The sequence below is a fragment of the Bacillus sp. YH3-2-B2 genome, from assembly GCF_053663335.1.
The window spans coordinates 22620-38132 of sequence record NZ_JBSJQE010000007.1 but is presented as its reverse complement, the minus strand read 5'-3'; the positions used below and the strand labels follow the sequence as shown (position 1 = coordinate 38132).

Annotated in this window: 16 protein-coding genes; all 16 read left to right on the top strand. The window is 46.1% G+C overall.

Annotated elements, in window-relative coordinates:
- Positions 1–176: 176 nt before the first annotated feature.
- The 16 genes from veg to ACWJJX_RS18555 all read left to right on the top strand — a co-directional run bounded on the left by veg (position 177) and on the right by ACWJJX_RS18555 (position 15505).
- Complete coding sequence (veg, locus tag ACWJJX_RS18630) at positions 177–437, top strand: biofilm formation stimulator Veg (RefSeq protein WP_003218330.1); 261 nt, start codon at positions 177–179, stop codon at positions 435–437.
- 162 nt (positions 438–599) lie between these two features.
- Positions 600–788, top strand: coding sequence for a small, acid-soluble spore protein, alpha/beta type (locus ACWJJX_RS18625; protein ID WP_011996172.1), 189 nt, complete (start codon positions 600–602; stop codon positions 786–788).
- Positions 789–931: 143 nt separating this feature from the next.
- Positions 932–1801: a 4-(cytidine 5'-diphospho)-2-C-methyl-D-erythritol kinase gene (ispE, locus tag ACWJJX_RS18620; RefSeq protein WP_004264668.1), complete on the top strand. Its 870-nt coding sequence runs from the start codon at positions 932–934 to the stop codon at positions 1799–1801.
- 55 nt (positions 1802–1856) lie between these two features.
- Positions 1857–2714, top strand: a complete 858-nt coding sequence (gene purR, locus ACWJJX_RS18615) for a pur operon repressor (RefSeq protein ID WP_004264666.1) — start codon at positions 1857–1859, stop codon at positions 2712–2714.
- A complete protein-coding gene (gene ridA, locus ACWJJX_RS18610; protein WP_004264663.1) occupies positions 2711–3091 on the top strand; it encodes a 2-iminobutanoate/2-iminopropanoate deaminase in 381 nt (126 codons plus the stop codon). The genes purR and ridA overlap by 4 nt, the downstream gene beginning before the upstream one ends.
- A gap of 195 nt (positions 3092–3286) precedes the next feature.
- Entirely contained in the window at positions 3287–3580 is a 294-nt protein-coding gene (gene spoVG, locus ACWJJX_RS18605; protein WP_004264660.1) for a septation regulator SpoVG, read from the top strand.
- 191 nt (positions 3581–3771) lie between these two features.
- Positions 3772–5142 (top strand): bifunctional UDP-N-acetylglucosamine diphosphorylase/glucosamine-1-phosphate N-acetyltransferase GlmU, encoded by a 1371-nt coding sequence (gene glmU, locus ACWJJX_RS18600; RefSeq protein ID WP_070081261.1) that lies wholly within the window; start codon positions 3772–3774, stop codon positions 5140–5142.
- A 21-nt stretch (positions 5143–5163) separates the two neighbouring features.
- Positions 5164–6117, top strand: a complete 954-nt coding sequence (locus ACWJJX_RS18595) for a ribose-phosphate diphosphokinase (protein WP_004264656.1) — start codon at positions 5164–5166, stop codon at positions 6115–6117.
- An 84-nt stretch (positions 6118–6201) separates the two neighbouring features.
- Positions 6202–6810: a 50S ribosomal protein L25/general stress protein Ctc gene (locus tag ACWJJX_RS18590; protein WP_165409952.1), complete on the top strand. Its 609-nt coding sequence runs from the start codon at positions 6202–6204 to the stop codon at positions 6808–6810.
- 84 nt (positions 6811–6894) lie between these two features.
- Positions 6895–7461 carry an aminoacyl-tRNA hydrolase gene (gene pth / locus ACWJJX_RS18585; protein WP_004264652.1) on the top strand — a complete coding sequence of 189 codons (567 nt, stop codon included), beginning with the start codon at positions 6895–6897 and terminating at the stop codon, positions 7459–7461.
- Positions 7462–7522: 61 nt separating this feature from the next.
- On the top strand, positions 7523–7753 hold the full coding sequence (locus tag ACWJJX_RS18580) for an anti-sigma-F factor Fin family protein (RefSeq protein ID WP_004264650.1): 231 nt from the start codon (positions 7523–7525) through the stop codon (positions 7751–7753).
- Positions 7754–7822: 69 nt separating this feature from the next.
- On the top strand, positions 7823–11356 hold the full coding sequence (mfd, locus tag ACWJJX_RS18575; protein ID WP_187954880.1) for a transcription-repair coupling factor: 3534 nt from the start codon (positions 7823–7825) through the stop codon (positions 11354–11356).
- Between the two features lie 136 nt (positions 11357–11492).
- Positions 11493–12029 (top strand): stage V sporulation protein T, encoded by a 537-nt coding sequence (spoVT, locus tag ACWJJX_RS18570; protein ID WP_004264646.1) that lies wholly within the window; start codon positions 11493–11495, stop codon positions 12027–12029.
- A 168-nt stretch (positions 12030–12197) separates the two neighbouring features.
- Positions 12198–13778: a putative polysaccharide biosynthesis protein gene (locus tag ACWJJX_RS18565; protein WP_146283878.1), complete on the top strand. Its 1581-nt coding sequence runs from the start codon at positions 12198–12200 to the stop codon at positions 13776–13778.
- Positions 13768–15243, top strand: a complete 1476-nt coding sequence (locus ACWJJX_RS18560; protein ID WP_102422417.1) for a bifunctional methyltransferase/pyrophosphohydrolase YabN — start codon at positions 13768–13770, stop codon at positions 15241–15243. The genes ACWJJX_RS18565 and ACWJJX_RS18560 overlap by 11 nt, the downstream gene beginning before the upstream one ends.
- Before the next feature lies 1 nt (position 15244).
- Complete coding sequence (locus ACWJJX_RS18555; RefSeq protein WP_004264639.1) at positions 15245–15505, top strand: RNA-binding S4 domain-containing protein; 261 nt, start codon at positions 15245–15247, stop codon at positions 15503–15505.
- Positions 15506–15513: the final 8 nt, after the last annotated feature.

The window sequence follows — 15513 nt, the reverse complement described above, 5'->3', positions numbered from 1 at the left end:
AATTATTTTACATATTGATACATAAATTTCCGGAACTTGTGAAAAATAACGCAGAAATCAATAGAATTTTGTCAAAATAATTTTGTTGACAATGACTTATTAACGTTGATATAATTTAAATTTTATTTGACAAAATTGGGCTCTTGTTGTACAATAAATGTAGTGAGGTGGATGCAATGGCGAAGACGTTGTCCGATATAAAAAGATCGCTTGATGGGAATTTAGGTAAACGGCTTACGTTAAAAGCAAACGGCGGCCGCCGAAAAACGATTGAGCGTTCGGGCATTTTAGCTGAGACGTACCCTTCTGTTTTTGTGATACAACTAGATCAAGACGAGAATTCGTTTGAAAGAGTTTCATACAGTTATGCTGATATTCTGACTGAGACTGTTGAATTGACATTCAATGACGATGCGGCAAGCTCAGTAGCATTTTAATGGGCAGTGAACCTTTTGTTTACTGCTTTTTGTTTTGCCTTCTAAAGCTCTTCTAATTATTCCCTCGAAAGTTTCAGCCGATTAAACGGAAGCTATAGGTGTCACATGTTTTATCGTGGCGTGCACGAATGGTGATCAATTCTATAAAAGGGGTTGTTTCGTTTGGGCAGACGTCGTGGAGTTATGTCAGATGAGTTCAAATATGAGCTGGCGAAGGACCTTGGTTTTTACGATACGGTGAAAAACGAGGGCTGGGGAGGCATTCGGGCGCGTGACGCCGGGAATATGGTAAAGCGCGCGATCGAGATTGCCGAACAGCAGATGGCGGCTCAGAACCAAAATAACCGATAATGCAGTGGCCCGGGGGACAATCCGTTCCCCGGTTTTTTCTATCGGCTGTCGAAACCGGCGTCAATTTCGGATAAGTACCTCCGGGTCTCCAAATGTGATACAATGTTCATACTTATGTTTAGATGGAGAAGTAGGTGAAAGCTATGCGTATTTTAGAAAAAGCGCCGGCCAAAATCAATCTGTCCCTCGATGTGACGAGTAAACGCCCGGATGGTTATCACGAAGTGGAGATGATCATGACGACAATTGATTTGGCAGATCGGATTGAACTGACAGAACTGCCCGAAAACGTTATCAGAGTGGCGTCGCATAATCGCTTTGTTCCGGATGATCAAAGGAATCTGGCTTATCAGGCAGCCAAACTGCTTAAAGAACGGTTTCAAGTCAAAAAAGGCGTTTCGATTATGATTACAAAGGTGATCCCTGTAGCGGCAGGGCTTGCCGGCGGAAGCAGCGATGCGGCAGCCACGCTCAGAGGGCTGAACAGACTTTGGGATTTAAAGCTTTCTGTCGAAGAGCTTGCAGAGCTTGGAGCTGAAATCGGTTCAGACGTGTCCTTCTGTGTATACGGAGGCACTGCCCTGGCAACCGGACGCGGTGAGAAGATCAGGCACATCAGTGCTCCGCCTCATTGCTGGGTCATGCTCGCCAAACCGACGATCGGGGTATCGACTGCCGAAGTGTACCGCCGGCTGAACTTACAGCAGGTTCGGCATCCTGATGTGCAGGCGATGATTGACGCGATTGAAGAAAAAAGCTTCCAAAAGGTATGCGGACAATTAGGGAACGTATTGGAGTCGGTTACGCTCAGCCTCCATCCCGAGGTGGCGATGATTAAAAATCAAATGAAACGCTTCGGCGCTGATGCGGTGTTAATGAGCGGAAGCGGACCGACTGTATTCGGTTTGGTTCAATACGAATCAAAGGTGCAGCGGATTTATAACGGGTTAAGAGGTTTCTGTGATCAAGTGTACGCGGTGCGGATGATCGGCGAACAGAATGCTCTTGATTAAATCCGTATGTTAAGTTATATTATTTTTAAATTATTCGGATTTTGGGGGTAAGTTCATGAAGTTTCGTCGCAGCGGCAGATTGGTGGACTTAACAAATTATTTGTTAACCCATCCGCATGAATTAATACCGTTAACGTTTTTCTCAGAACGGTATCAATCAGCAAAGTCATCAATCAGTGAAGATTTAACGATTATTAAACAGACCTTTGAACAGCAAGGCATTGGGACGCTGCTTACAGTGCCGGGAGCTGCCGGAGGCGTCAAATACATTCCGAAAGTGAAACAGGCTGAAGCAGAAGCGTTTATACAGGAGCTGGGACAGTCTTTAGTAAATCCTGAGCGTATCCTTCCGGGCGGTTATGTATATTTAACGGATATCTTAGGAAAACCATCTGTCCTCTCTCATGTAGGCAGGCTTTTTGCTTCCGTTTTTGCGGAGCGGGAGATTGATGTGGTGATGACCGTTGCGACAAAAGGAATCCCTCTTGCTTACGCAGCGGCCAGTTATCTGAACGTTCCGGTTGTCATCGTGCGAAAGGACAATAAAGTGACTGAAGGCTCCACGGTGAGCATCAATTATGTATCAGGGTCGTCTAACCGCATTCAAACAATGTCGCTTGCGAAAAGAAGTTTGGCTACGGGTTCGAACGTTTTGATTATTGACGACTTTATGAAAGCCGGCGGCACCATTAACGGCATGATCAGCCTGCTTGATGAGTTTAATGCAAACGTCGCGGGAATAGGCGTCTTGGTTGAAGCCGAGGGAGTGAATGAACGGCTTGTCGATGAATACATGTCACTGCTCACGCTTTCAACCATCAATATGAAAGACAAAACGATTGAGATTCAAAACGGCAATTTTCTGCGATTTTTTAAAGAACAGCATTTAAAGAATGGGGAGACAGAAAAATGACAAAAGCAATCCATACGAAACACGCGCCGGCAGCGATCGGGCCATATTCACAGGGAATCATCGTAAACAACATGTTTTACAGCTCAGGCCAGATTCCTCTTACTGCTGAAGGAGAAATGGTAAACGGTGATATCACAGAACAAACGCATCAGGTGTTCAGCAATTTAAAAGCTGTGCTGAAAGAAGCGGGCGCTTCTCTCGAGACGGTTGTCAAAGCCACGGTATTTATTGCTGATATGGAGCAGTTTGCGGAAGTGAATGAAGTGTACGGACAATACTTTGATGTACATAAGCCGGCAAGGTCTTGTGTGGAAGTGGCGAGACTGCCGAAAGACGCTCTCGTGGAAATTGAAGTCATTGCGCTGGTGAAATCTTAAATCTCAGAAAAGTGGTTCCGGTCTCCGGGATCACTTTTTTTATGCAGTATATGATCCCCAAATATGGTTTATCACCTAATTGTGTATGTATATCCTATATTTTCAAAAAAACTTTTTGAAACGTGCAGGAATTTAAAAAGAATCGTGGAATTGTTAGACTAATGCTTTTATATAGGGAAAAGGTGGTGAACTACTGTGGAAGTTACTGACGTAAGATTACGCCGCGTGAATACCGATGGTCGCATGAGAGCGATTGCATCCATCACGCTGGATCACGAATTTGTCGTACATGATATTCGTGTGATTGATGGAAACAATGGTCTTTTCGTTGCGATGCCGAGTAAACGCACCCCTGATGGAGAATTCCGCGATATTGCTCATCCTATTAATTCCAGCACGCGGGGCAAGATCCAGGATGCTGTTTTAAATGAGTATCATCGTTTGGGTGATTCTGAAGCATTAGAATATGAAGAAGCCGGGGCTTCTTAAACATAACAAAATGTAAGGACTGCTGATAAAGGCTGACACAAGGCCTTTTCCGGCAGTCCTTTTTTAAATCTGATTTTTCAGTAATAAAGCGATTACATAGAAAATTCTTGCACTTTTTGATGTCTTCTTGAAATCAACAGCTATTTAGGATATATTTTTCTATGGATAAAAGGGATATTGGAGGCCATTAAATGGATAAGCGGTTTGCAGTGATTTTAGCTGCCGGAAAAGGAACGAGAATGAAATCGAAGCTTTATAAGGTCCTTCATCCGGTATGCGGAAAGCCTATGGTAGAGCACGTCGCAGACGAAGCTCTGAAATTATCTTTAGCGAAGCTTGTCACCATCGTAGGACACGGCGCCGAAGATGTGAAGAAGCAGCTCGGACAGAAAAGCGATTACGCTCTCCAAGCAGAACAGCTCGGTACGGCTCATGCGGTCAAGCAGGCAAAACCATTTCTTCACGGAGAAAAGGGTGTCACGATCGTTATTTGCGGCGATACACCGCTTCTGACGGCGGAGACGATGGAAGCCATGCTGAATGAACATACAGACAAAGGTGCAAAAGCCACGGTGTTAACGGCCGTTGCCGACGATCCCGCCGGATACGGAAGAATCATCCGCAGTGAAGACGGCGCCGTTCAAAAAATCGTGGAGCACAAGGATGCTTCGGAGCAAGAACGTCTTGTGAAAGAAATCAACACGGGAACGTACTGTTTTGATAACGAGGCTCTTTTTCGTGTCATCGAACAGGTTTCGAATGAAAATGCCCAAGGCGAGTATTATCTGCCGGATGTGATCGAAATCCTCAAAGACGAAGGCGAAACTGTTGCCGCTTACCAGACTGGTAACTTCCAAGAGACGCTCGGAGTGAATGATAGAGTCGCTCTTTCTCAGGCTGAAATGTATATGAAAGAGCGAATTAACAAACGGCATATGCAGAACGGAGTCACTTTAATCGATCCGATGAATACGTACATCTCACCTGATGCGCGCATCGGACAAGATACAGTTATTTATCCCGGAACTGTGTTAAAGGGACAAGCTGAAATCGGCGATGAATGTGTCATCGGCCCTCACACTGAGATAGAGGACAGTTCAATCGGCAGCCGCACCGTGATTAAACAATCCGTTGTCAACCGCAGCAAAGTTGGGAATGATGTAAATATCGGTCCTTTTGCTCACATCAGACCCGATTCCGCAATCGGCAATGAAGTGAAGATCGGAAACTTTGTTGAAATTAAGAAAACAAAATTCGGCGACCGAAGCAAAGCATCTCATTTAAGCTATATCGGTGATGCCGAAGTGGGCACGGATGTGAATCTGGGCTGCGGCTCCATCACGGTCAATTATGATGGGAAGAAAAAATATTTAACCAAGATTGAAGACGGCGCTTTTATAGGCTGCAACTCCAATCTGGTCGCACCTGTCACAGTGGGAGAAGGCGCGTACGTCGCTGCGGGTTCAACCGTAACTGAAGATGTGCCGGGCGAAGCGCTTGCCATTGCCAGAGCAAGACAAGTAAATAAAGAAGATTATGTGAAAAATATTCATAAAAAATAATCCTAAAATCGGAGGTTTACCATGTCTAACGAATACGGAGATAAGAATTTAAAGATTTTTTCTTTGAATTCAAATCCAGAACTTGCAAAAGAAATCGCGGATAATGTAGGGGTTCAATTAGGAAAGTGCTCTGTTACAAGATTCAGTGACGGAGAGGTCCAGATCAACATAGAAGAAAGTATTCGCGGCTGTGATTGCTATATCATTCAGTCTACAAGTGCGCCGGTTAATGAGCACATTATGGAATTGCTGATTATGGTTGACGCTCTAAAGCGCGCTTCCGCGAAAACAATCAACATTGTGATTCCGTACTACGGTTATGCGCGCCAGGACAGAAAAGCAAGATCACGTGAACCGATTACGGCAAAACTTTTTGCAAACCTGCTTGAAACAGCGGGTGCCACACGCGTGATTGCGCTTGATTTACACGCGCCGCAAATTCAAGGTTTCTTTGATATTCCGATTGACCACTTAATGGGTGTTCCGATTTTAGGCCATTACTTTGAAGGTAAAGACTTGAAAGATATCGTTATTGTTTCTCCTGACCACGGCGGTGTGACGCGCGCCCGCAAACTTGCGGACCGTCTGAAAGCGCCGATCGCGATTATCGACAAACGCCGTCCTAGACCGAATGAGGTGGAAGTGATGAACATCGTCGGTAACGTGGAAGGAAAAACAGCGATTCTGATCGATGATATTATTGATACGGCCGGCACAATCACACTTGCCGCTAACGCGCTGGTTGAAAACGGAGCTGCAGAAGTGTATGCATGCTGTACGCACCCTGTACTGTCAGGCCCTGCCGTTGAGCGGATCAATAACTCTAAAATCAAGGAGCTTGTCGTAACGAACAGCATTAAGCTTCCTGATGAGAAAAAAATCGACCGCTTTAAGCAGCTTTCTGTCGGACCGCTTCTGGCTGAAGCGATTATCCGCGTTCACGAGAAACAATCTGTCAGCTATTTATTCAGCTAAACCGAAACTTTAAGGTTTAAATCCCAGTTATTGTGGGTATTGTTCTAATAGGACGATAAAACGATAATTAGGATGGTGCTGAATATGGCAACTTTAAAAGCAAATGAAAGAACAGATTTTAAACGTTCGACGCTTCGGAAAATCCGTCATTCAGGACATGTTCCAGGGATTATATACGGTAAAGAAATAACGAATACGCCTGTCTCTTTAGACAGTGTCGAATTGCTTAAAACATTGCGGGACGAAGGAAAAAACACGATTATCACAATTGATGTCAACGGAAATCAGCAATCGGTTATGGTGACTGATCTTCAGACAGACCCGCTCAAAAACGAATTGACGCACGCCGATTTTCAAGTCGTGAATATGAGTGAGGAGCTCGAGGCCGAGGTGCCGATTCAGCTGACGGGAGAGGCGCAAGGAGTCAAAGACGGAGGCGTTATCCAGCAGCCGCTGCATGAGCTTTCGATCAAGGCTAAGCCGAAGGACATCCCTCAGACAATCAATGTTGATATTTCCGGGCTTGAAATGAATGATGTGCTGACCATCGCAGATCTGACTGCTGACGGCAATTATACATTTACAAACGACCCGGAAGAAGTCGTGGCTTCCATCCTTCCTCCTAAGCAGGAAGCATTCGAAGAAGATGCAGAACCGTCTCCTGAGGAAGAGCCCGAAGGAGAAAATCAATAAGCGCTTTAAGACGTAACCCGCCCGAGGTTACGTCTTTTGTGCTAGAATGAGAAGAATTACAGCGATGTTGAGGGAGGATTTACGATGCTTGTGATTGCCGGTCTCGGTAACCCGGGAAAAACCTATGAGAACACGAGACATAATGTCGGCTTTATGGCCATTGACGAGCTTTCTAAAGAATGGAATATTGAACTGAATAAAACGAAATTCAACGGACTTTACGGAATGGGGTTTGTTTCCGGAAAAAAAGTTCTACTTGTTAAACCGCTTACATATATGAATTTATCAGGAGAATGTTTGCGGCCGCTGCTGGATTATTATGATGCCGATCATGAAGATCTGAAAGTCATATACGATGACCTTGATCTTCCGACGGGAAAAATCAGGCTTCGGACGAAGGGGAGCGCAGGGGGACATAACGGAATTAAATCGCTTATACAGCACCTCGGAACCCCTGAATTTGACCGGGTCAGAATCGGAATCGGCCGCCCCGTTAACGGAATGAAAGTCGTTGACTATGTACTGGGAGCTTTTACGAAGGAAGAAGCGCCGCATATCAATGATGCCGTCTCAAAAACCGTAAAAGCCTGCGAAGCTTCCTTAACGAAACCATTTTTAGAAGTCATGAACGAATTTAATGCAAATGTATAAGATAAATAATGGGAGACCATACTAGGGAAAAATGATTTTTTCACATCAGGAGGTCCAACGTATGGCTTTGCATTATTTCTGCCGCCACTGCGGCTTTAAGGTAGGGAGCCTGGAATATTCGACGGTGCCGACACAGTCACTTGGATTTCAGCACTTAACAAATGAGGAAAGAAACGATATGATTTCATATAAAGACAATGGAGATGTCCATGTTCTTACAATTTGTGAAGACTGCCAAGAGGCGCTGGAACGCAATCCGCACTACCATGAACACAACACATTTATTCAATAAGAAGCTTTGGTGTAGATTCTAGACCAAAGCGTTTTTCTGTTCTTGCAGAAAATAGAGAGGAGGGCCCATATGGACAACATTCAAACCTTTATTAAAGAAAGCGATGATTTTAAATCCATTGTCAACGGTTTACATGAGGGGCTGAAGGAACAGCTGCTTGCGGGTCTGTCAGGTTCCGCGCGTTCTGTTTTTACCTCCGCCCTTGCACAAGAAACGAAAAGGCCGATTTTCTTTATCACCCATAATTTATATCAGGCCCAAAAAGTGACGGAAGATCTGACGGCGCTTCTCGGGGATCAATCTGTTTTTTTATACCCCGTGAATGAATTGATTTCTTCAGAAATTGCGGTAGCGAGTCCTGAACTGCGCGCTCAGCGGCTTGATGTCATTAATAGATTAACAAACGGAGAAGCGCCGGTCGTTGTGGCGCCCGTTGCGGCAGTGAGAAGAATGCTTCCGCCGAAGGAGCTGTGGAAAAGCAGCCAGCTCGTCATTTCACTCGGAGACGATATAGAACCGGACCAGCTGTCCGCGCGCCTTGTAGAGGTGGGGTATGAGCGTTCCGATATGGTTTCTGCACCCGGTGAATTCAGTATTCGCGGCGGAATTATCGACATTTATCCGCTGACGTCGGAGCATCCGGTGCGAATTGAACTGTTTGATACGGAGGTCGATTCCATCAGAAGCTTCAATTCTGATGACCAGAGATCAATCGAGACGCTTAAACATGTGGCGATCGGACCGGCGAAGGAATTGATCATCAGGGCGGAAGAAAAAGCCCGGGCAATGGAAAGGCTCGATAAAGGGCTTGCCGACAGTCTGAAAAAGCTGAAGCAGGACAAACAAAAGGAAATGCTTCATATCAATATCTCACATGATAAAGAACGGTTATCAACGGGACAGACTGATCAGGAACTTGTGAAGTATCTCTCGTACTTTTACGAAAAACCTGCTAGTTTGCTAGATTATACACCGGAAGACACGTTGTTACTGTTAGACGAGGTCAGCCGCATTCATGAAATGGAGGATCAGCTGCAAAAAGAAGAGGCCGAATTTACGACAAGTCTGCTCGAGGAAGGGAAAATTCTGCATGACATTCATTTATCCTTCAGCTTTCAGGAGCTTATGAGCGAAAAGCGGCGCCCGGCTATTTATTATTCATTATTTTTGCGTCATGTCCAGCATACAAGCCCTCAGAATATCGTGAATGTGACAAGCCGGCAGATGCAGAGTTTTCACGGGCAGATGAATGTGCTCGCAGGTGAAATGGAGCGCTTCAAGAAATCAAACTTCACCGTCGTCTTTTTAGGCGCAAATAAGGACAGAACCGACAGATTGGCATCCGTGCTGGCTGATTACGAAATTGAAGCCGCAAAAACGGACAGCTCCAAAGCGCTTGTGCAAGGACAGGTCTATGTCATGGAAGGCGAGCTGCAATCCGGTTTTGAACTGCCGCTGATGAAGCTGGCCGTCATTACGGAGGAAGAGCTGTTCAAAAACCGAATCAAGAAAAAGCCGAGAAAGCAGAAGCTGACAAATGCCGAACGGATCAAAAGCTATTCCGAGCTTCAGGTCGGTGACTATGTCGTCCACGTCAACCACGGGATCGGTAAGTATTTGGGGATCGAAACACTAGAAATCAAAGGCATTCATAAAGATTACCTCAACATTCATTATCAGGGCAGCGATAAGCTGTACGTCCCTGTAGAACAAATCGATCAGGTGCAGAAGTACGTCGGCTCTGAAGGAAAAGAACCGAAGCTTTATAAACTGGGCGGCAGTGAATGGAAACGGGTGAAGAAAAAAGTTGAAAACTCCGTTCAGGATATTGCCGATGATCTGATTAAGCTTTATGCGGAACGGGAAGCAAGCAAAGGCTATGCGTTCTCGCCCGATCATGAAATGCAGCGGCAGTTCGAATCTGCTTTCCCTTATCAGGAAACAGAGGATCAGCTCCGTTCCATTCAGGAGATTAAAAAGGATATGGAAAGAGAGCGCCCGATGGACCGTTTGCTTTGCGGTGATGTGGGATACGGGAAGACGGAGGTAGCCATCCGAGCGGCCTTTAAAGCGATCGCAGACGGAAAGCAGGTCGCGCTTCTTGTGCCGACGACAATACTCGCGCAGCAGCATTATGAAACCATTATGGAGCGTTTTCAGGACTATCCGATTAACATCGGTCTTCTCAGCCGATTCAGAACGAGAAAAGAGTCCAATGAAACGATTAAAGGCCTGAAAAACGGAACGGTAGACATCGTAATCGGAACCCACAGGCTCTTGTCTAAAGACGTCGTCTATAAAGATCTCGGCTTGCTCATCATTGATGAAGAGCAGCGCTTCGGCGTAACGCATAAAGAAAAAATCAAACAGATCAAAGCCAATGTCGATGTGCTGACTCTTACAGCGACGCCGATTCCGCGTACGCTTCATATGTCCATGCTCGGTGTGCGGGACTTATCCGTTATTGAAACGCCGCCGGAAAACCGTTTCCCTGTTCAGACATATGTCGTGGAATACAACGGCGCGCTTGTACGAGAAGCTATCGAAAGAGAACTGGCGCGCGGAGGACAGGTATATTTCCTGTACAACCGCGTGGATGACATCGAGCGGAAGGCTGATGAAATTTCCATGCTTGTTCCCGATGCGAAAGTGGCATATGCCCACGGAAAAATGACCGAAAATGAATTGGAAAGCGTCATGCTCAATTTTCTGGAAGGGGAATCAGACGTCCTTGTCAGCACGACTATTATTGAGACAGGCGTAGATATACCAAATGTCAATACCTTGATTGTGTTCGACGGAGACAAAATGGGTCTGTCTCAGCTGTATCAGCTGAGAGGACGGGTCGGCCGTTCCAACCGCGTCGCTTACGCGTATTTTACGTACCGCAGAGACAAAGTGCTTACTGAGGTGGCGGAAAAACGGCTGCAGGCGATTAAAGAATTTACCGAGCTGGGATCAGGCTTTAAAATTGCCATGCGTGACTTGACGATCAGGGGAGCGGGGAACCTTCTCGGCGCCCAGCAGCACGGCTTTATCGACTCAGTCGGTTTTGACCTGTACTCGCAAATGCTCAAGGAAGCGATTGAAGAGCGGAAAGGCGATATTCCGAAAAGCGAACAGTTTGAGACAGAAATCGATATCGAGCTTGACGCGTATATTCCCGAAAACTATATACAAGACGGCAAGCAAAAAATCGACATGTATAAACGCTTCAGGTCAATCGCCACAATTGAGGAGAAAAATGAGCTCCAAGATGAAATCATTGACAGGTTCGGCAGCTATCCTAAAGAAGTTGAATGGCTGTTTACGGTTGCTGAGATGAAGGTATACGGAAAATATGAACGCGTCGAACTCATCAAGCAGGATAAAGACGCGATCAGATTTACCATTTCTGAAGAGGCCAGCGCACAGATTGACGGCCAGAAATTATTTGAACTCGGCAATAAATACGGCCGGCAGATCGGACTGGGAATGGAAGGGAAAAAGCTGAAAATCTCAGTACAGACGAAAGGCCGCAAAACGGAAGAGTGGCTGGAGACCGTGCTCGGCATGCTGAAAGGCCTTCAGAATGTGAAGAAAGAAACAATCGCGTCTTCATAAAAATTGTTACTCTCTGGTGTATATTACATTTGATGTGACGGATACTAATTTCAAGCGAGTGGCGGAAGCTACATAAAGTAAAGAGCTTTAGTACTTTCCCTTAAATATCATCACATGAAAGAGAGGCACCAGAGAGATGAAAGCTACAGGTATCGTACGTCGTATTGATGATCTAGGACGGGTCGTCATTCCTAAAGAAATTCGGAGAACACTGCGGATCAGGGAAGGAGACCCGCTTGAAATATTCGTTGACCGCGACGGAGAAGTTATACTGAAAAAATATTCTCCTATCAGTGAGCTTGGCGATTTTGCGAAAGAATATGCAGATGCATTGTATGACAGTCTCGGCCATTCCGTCTTGATTTGCGACCGTGACGCGTATATTGCCGTTTCGGGCAGTTCGAAAAAAGAATTTCTGAATAAAGCCATCAGCGATTTGCTCGAAAAAACGATGGATCAGCGCAGCTCAGTGGTAGAAAACGACGTGAAGTCCGCGCAGCTTGTGAATGACATTGATGAAGATATGAGCTCCTATACAATCGCTCCGATCGTGGCGAATGGCGATCCTATCGGTGCCGTGGTCATCTTTTCCAAGGAACAGGCGCTTGGAGAAGTAGAGCATAAAGCGGTAGAAACGGCAGCCAGTTTTTTGGCGAGACAAATGGAGCAGTAGGTCTTATTACCATTATTGAAATAAGAAAACGGAGAAAGAGCAGCTCTTATACAAGTGCTGTTCTTTTTCATATTCATATGTGCTCTCTATCGGTTCGGCCGTTAGGATTGTGATATAATAAGCTCGTTTTATAGACGTAATTTTCTAGCGGCTGGAAGGAGCTTTTGGATGAACGATTCAGTTGGCGCCAAACGGCAATCGGCATGGAAAGGTGCTATTGTGCTCGTCGTTGCGGGCATCGTGACGAAGATATTAAGCGCCGTGTACAGGGTTCCTTTTCAGAATATTGTCGGTGACGTCGGATTTTACATTTATCAGCAGGTGTATCCGTTTTTAGGGATCGCGGTCATGCTGTCAACATCCGGTTTTCCGGTGATCATCTCAAAATTAATGAACGATTATAGCGATCATAAACAAAAAATAATGAAAATTTCTGCCCTTTATGTCACGGCGGCCGGACTTGTTCTGTTTGCGCTCATGTATGCCGGCGCGGCGCCGTTGGCCGGTTTTATGGGTGACGCCCGCCTTGTGATGCTGATAAGGGTCGCGGCGTTCGCTTTCATACTGTTTCCGTTTACGGCGGTTTTCCGGGGGTATTTCCAAGGCGTGCATGATATGATGCCGTCAGCCTTATCCCAGATTACGGAACAGCTTCTTCGGGTGGCGGTGCTTCTCGGTTTATCCTTCTGGCTTTTAAAAAGCGGCCGCTCGTTATACGCGGCGGGTGCGGGGGCGGCCTCGGGATCAATAGCCGGGAGCTTTGCGGCCCTTTGTGTATTGGCTGTTTTCTGGTATAAGCGCGAAGAAACAAAGAAAGACGGCGGACATATCAAAACGGCCGTCATTGTAAAAAAGCTGCTGCTTTATTCAGTCACCATCTGTATCAGCAGTGTACTCATGCTTTTGATTCAGCTTGTAGACGCCTTAAACTTATATTCACTGCTTTCAGACGGGACGGAGAGCCATGCTGCGAAACAGCTGAAAGGCATATATGACCGCGGACAGCCGCTCCTTCAGCTGGGAACCGTGTTTGCCGTCAGTATCGCCGCATCTCTTGTTCCTTCCATTTCAAAAGCGGTGCATGGGAACAAGCCGTTTATCATAAAAGAGAAAGCGACATCAGCCGTCAAGCTCTGCCTTGCGGTAGGGATCGGCGCATCGGCCGGGCTTTTTTGCATTTTAGAACCGGTGAATATCATGCTTTTCCAAAACAGTGAGGGGACGCAGACCTTACAAATATTCAGCTTATCTATCTTTTTTGCCTCAATTGCGCTTACGGCAGCCGCGATTCTGCAAGGAGCGGGACATACCGTTTTCCCCGCTGTATCCGTTTTGGCGGGAGGGGCGCTGAAATGGGTGCTGAATGTTTGGCTGGTCCCCGGCTGGGGTATTACAGGAGCGGCACTGGCGACCGTCTTGGCATTCGCCGCAGTTGCGTGCTTGAATCTCCGGAGAATTTGGTCGAAGGGCTGGCTGACGAATATCGGAGGCGTGATTGCCCGTCTGTGCTGGTGCAGTCTGCTGATGGTCTTCTTTCTGCTCGTATATATGAAGCTTTGGCAGTTATTTGTTCCCGTCAGCAGGGGCGGAGCTGTATGTGAGAGTCTGTCTGCGTCAGTCATCGGAGGGCTATTGTTTATTTATTGTATGATAAGAATGAAGATTTTCACGGACGAAGAGCTGAGCGGCCTTCCTTTCGGCAGTGCTTTAAGCAAATTGAAAAAGAGGAGAGAAAAACATGGCAGGTAATATTACGGTCGTCGGCCTCGGCGCCGGAGACATGGATCAGTTGACAGTGGGCGTACATAAGCTGCTGACTCAGGCGAAGCATTTATATATAAGAACGAAAGACCACCCTTTGATTTCGGAATTAGAGCAAGAGACGGAAGCGGACATCCGGTATTTTGATGATATTTATGAAAAACATGATCAGTTTGAAGCGGTCTATGAAGAGATCACGGACATTCTGTTTGAAAAAGCGAAGCAAGAAGATGTCGTCTACGCTGTACCCGGGCATCCGTTTGTCGCTGAGAAAACCGTTCAGCTGTTATTTGAACGCCGGGAAGAACAACAGATAGCTGTTCATACTGCCGGAGGGCAAAGCTTTCTGGATGCCACTTTTAATGCATTGCGAATTGATCCGATTGAAGGGTTTCAATTTACGGATGCGCAAACAATGACGCCGGATGAGCTCGAACTCCGGCATCACCTGATCATCTGCCAGGTTTATGACCAAATGACGGCCTCTGAGGTGAAGCTGACGCTCATGGAGAAATTGCCTGACGACTATGAAGTGGTCATCGTTACGGCAGCCGGGAGCCAGGGAGAAAAGATGACCAAGGTGCCTTTGTTTGAACTTGACCGCAATGTAGAAATAAATAACTTAACAAGCGTGTATGTTCCGCCGATTAAAAAAGAAGAACTCCTTTACCAGGAATTTTCTGCATTCCGAAGTATTATTCGCGAGCTTCGCGGGCCGAACGGCTGTCCGTGGGATCAAAAGCAGACACACCAGTCATTAAAGAAATATATGATTGAGGAATGCTACGAACTGCTTGAGGCCATTGACGAAGAGGACACGGATCACATGATAGAAGAACTCGGGGACGTCATGCTTCAGGTTATGCTGCACGCCCAGATCGGAGAAGACGAGGGGTATTTCTCAATTGATGATGTCATCAGAGACATCAGTGCGAAGATGGTCAGACGGCACCCGCATGTGTTTAAGGATGTTAAGGTTCAGGATGAACATGATGTCGTCGCCAACTGGGAAGAAATCAAAAAGGCGGAAAAGCAAACAACATCTTCTTCATTGCTGGATGCCGTGCCGAAAACCCTGCCTTCTCTTGCGAAAGCCGCCAAGCTTCAGAAAAAAGCCGCAAAAACCGGCTTTGACTGGGATGACGTTCAGGATATATGGGATAAAGTAAATGAAGAGCTGAAGGAATTTTCTGCAGAGGCTTCCGCCGAATCAGCAGATGAAATCAGCTTAAAAGCTGAATTCGGCGATGTTTTATTTGCATTGGTCAATATCGGCCGATACTATAAAATTGAGCCTGAGGAAGCGCTCGCCATGACAAATGACAAATTCCGCAGACGCTTTGCTTATATTGAGAAAGAAGCGGCAGCAAAGGGGCTTGAATTGACCGCAATGTCACTTGAGGAAATGGACAAATTGTGGGATGAAGCAAAAGAAATGGAGAGGAGATTCTGATATGAGACTTGATAAGTTTTTAAAAGTATCCAGATTAATTAAACGCCGCACATTGGCGAAAGAGGTCGCCGATCAAGGGAGAATCACCGTTAACGGGAATCAGGCGAAAGCCAGCTCAGACGTAAAAGCCGGTGATGAACTGAAGGTCCGCTTCGGGCAGAAGCTTGTCACCGTGAAGGTAAATGAATTGAAAGAAACAACGAAAAAAGAAGAAGCCGCGGGCATGTATACAATCGTCAAAGAAGAAAAACTCGGCGAATAGGCTTGTTC

Excerpts from the sequence above, each read along its gene's own strand:
- veg (WP_003218330.1), top strand. The coding sequence starts at position 177 with ATGGCGAAGACGTTGTCCGATATAAAAAGATCGCTTGATGGGAATTTA.
- ispE (WP_004264668.1), top strand. The coding sequence starts at position 932 with ATGCGTATTTTAGAAAAAGCGCCGGCCAAAATCAATCTGTCCCTCGAT.
- purR (WP_004264666.1), top strand. The coding sequence starts at position 1,857 with ATGAAGTTTCGTCGCAGCGGCAGATTGGTGGACTTAACAAATTATTTG.
- ridA (WP_004264663.1), top strand. The coding sequence starts at position 2,711 with ATGACAAAAGCAATCCATACGAAACACGCGCCGGCAGCGATCGGGCCA.
- glmU (WP_070081261.1), top strand. The coding sequence starts at position 3,772 with ATGGATAAGCGGTTTGCAGTGATTTTAGCTGCCGGAAAAGGAACGAGA.
- ACWJJX_RS18595 (WP_004264656.1), top strand. The coding sequence starts at position 5,164 with ATGTCTAACGAATACGGAGATAAGAATTTAAAGATTTTTTCTTTGAAT.
- ACWJJX_RS18590 (WP_165409952.1), top strand. The coding sequence starts at position 6,202 with ATGGCAACTTTAAAAGCAAATGAAAGAACAGATTTTAAACGTTCGACG.
- pth (WP_004264652.1), top strand. The coding sequence starts at position 6,895 with ATGCTTGTGATTGCCGGTCTCGGTAACCCGGGAAAAACCTATGAGAAC.
- ACWJJX_RS18580 (WP_004264650.1), top strand. The coding sequence starts at position 7,523 with ATGGCTTTGCATTATTTCTGCCGCCACTGCGGCTTTAAGGTAGGGAGC.
- mfd (WP_187954880.1), top strand. The coding sequence starts at position 7,823 with ATGGACAACATTCAAACCTTTATTAAAGAAAGCGATGATTTTAAATCC.
- spoVT (WP_004264646.1), top strand. The coding sequence starts at position 11,493 with ATGAAAGCTACAGGTATCGTACGTCGTATTGATGATCTAGGACGGGTC.
- ACWJJX_RS18565 (WP_146283878.1), top strand. The coding sequence starts at position 12,198 with ATGAACGATTCAGTTGGCGCCAAACGGCAATCGGCATGGAAAGGTGCT.
- ACWJJX_RS18560 (WP_102422417.1), top strand. The coding sequence starts at position 13,768 with ATGGCAGGTAATATTACGGTCGTCGGCCTCGGCGCCGGAGACATGGAT.
- ACWJJX_RS18555 (WP_004264639.1), top strand. The coding sequence starts at position 15,245 with ATGAGACTTGATAAGTTTTTAAAAGTATCCAGATTAATTAAACGCCGC.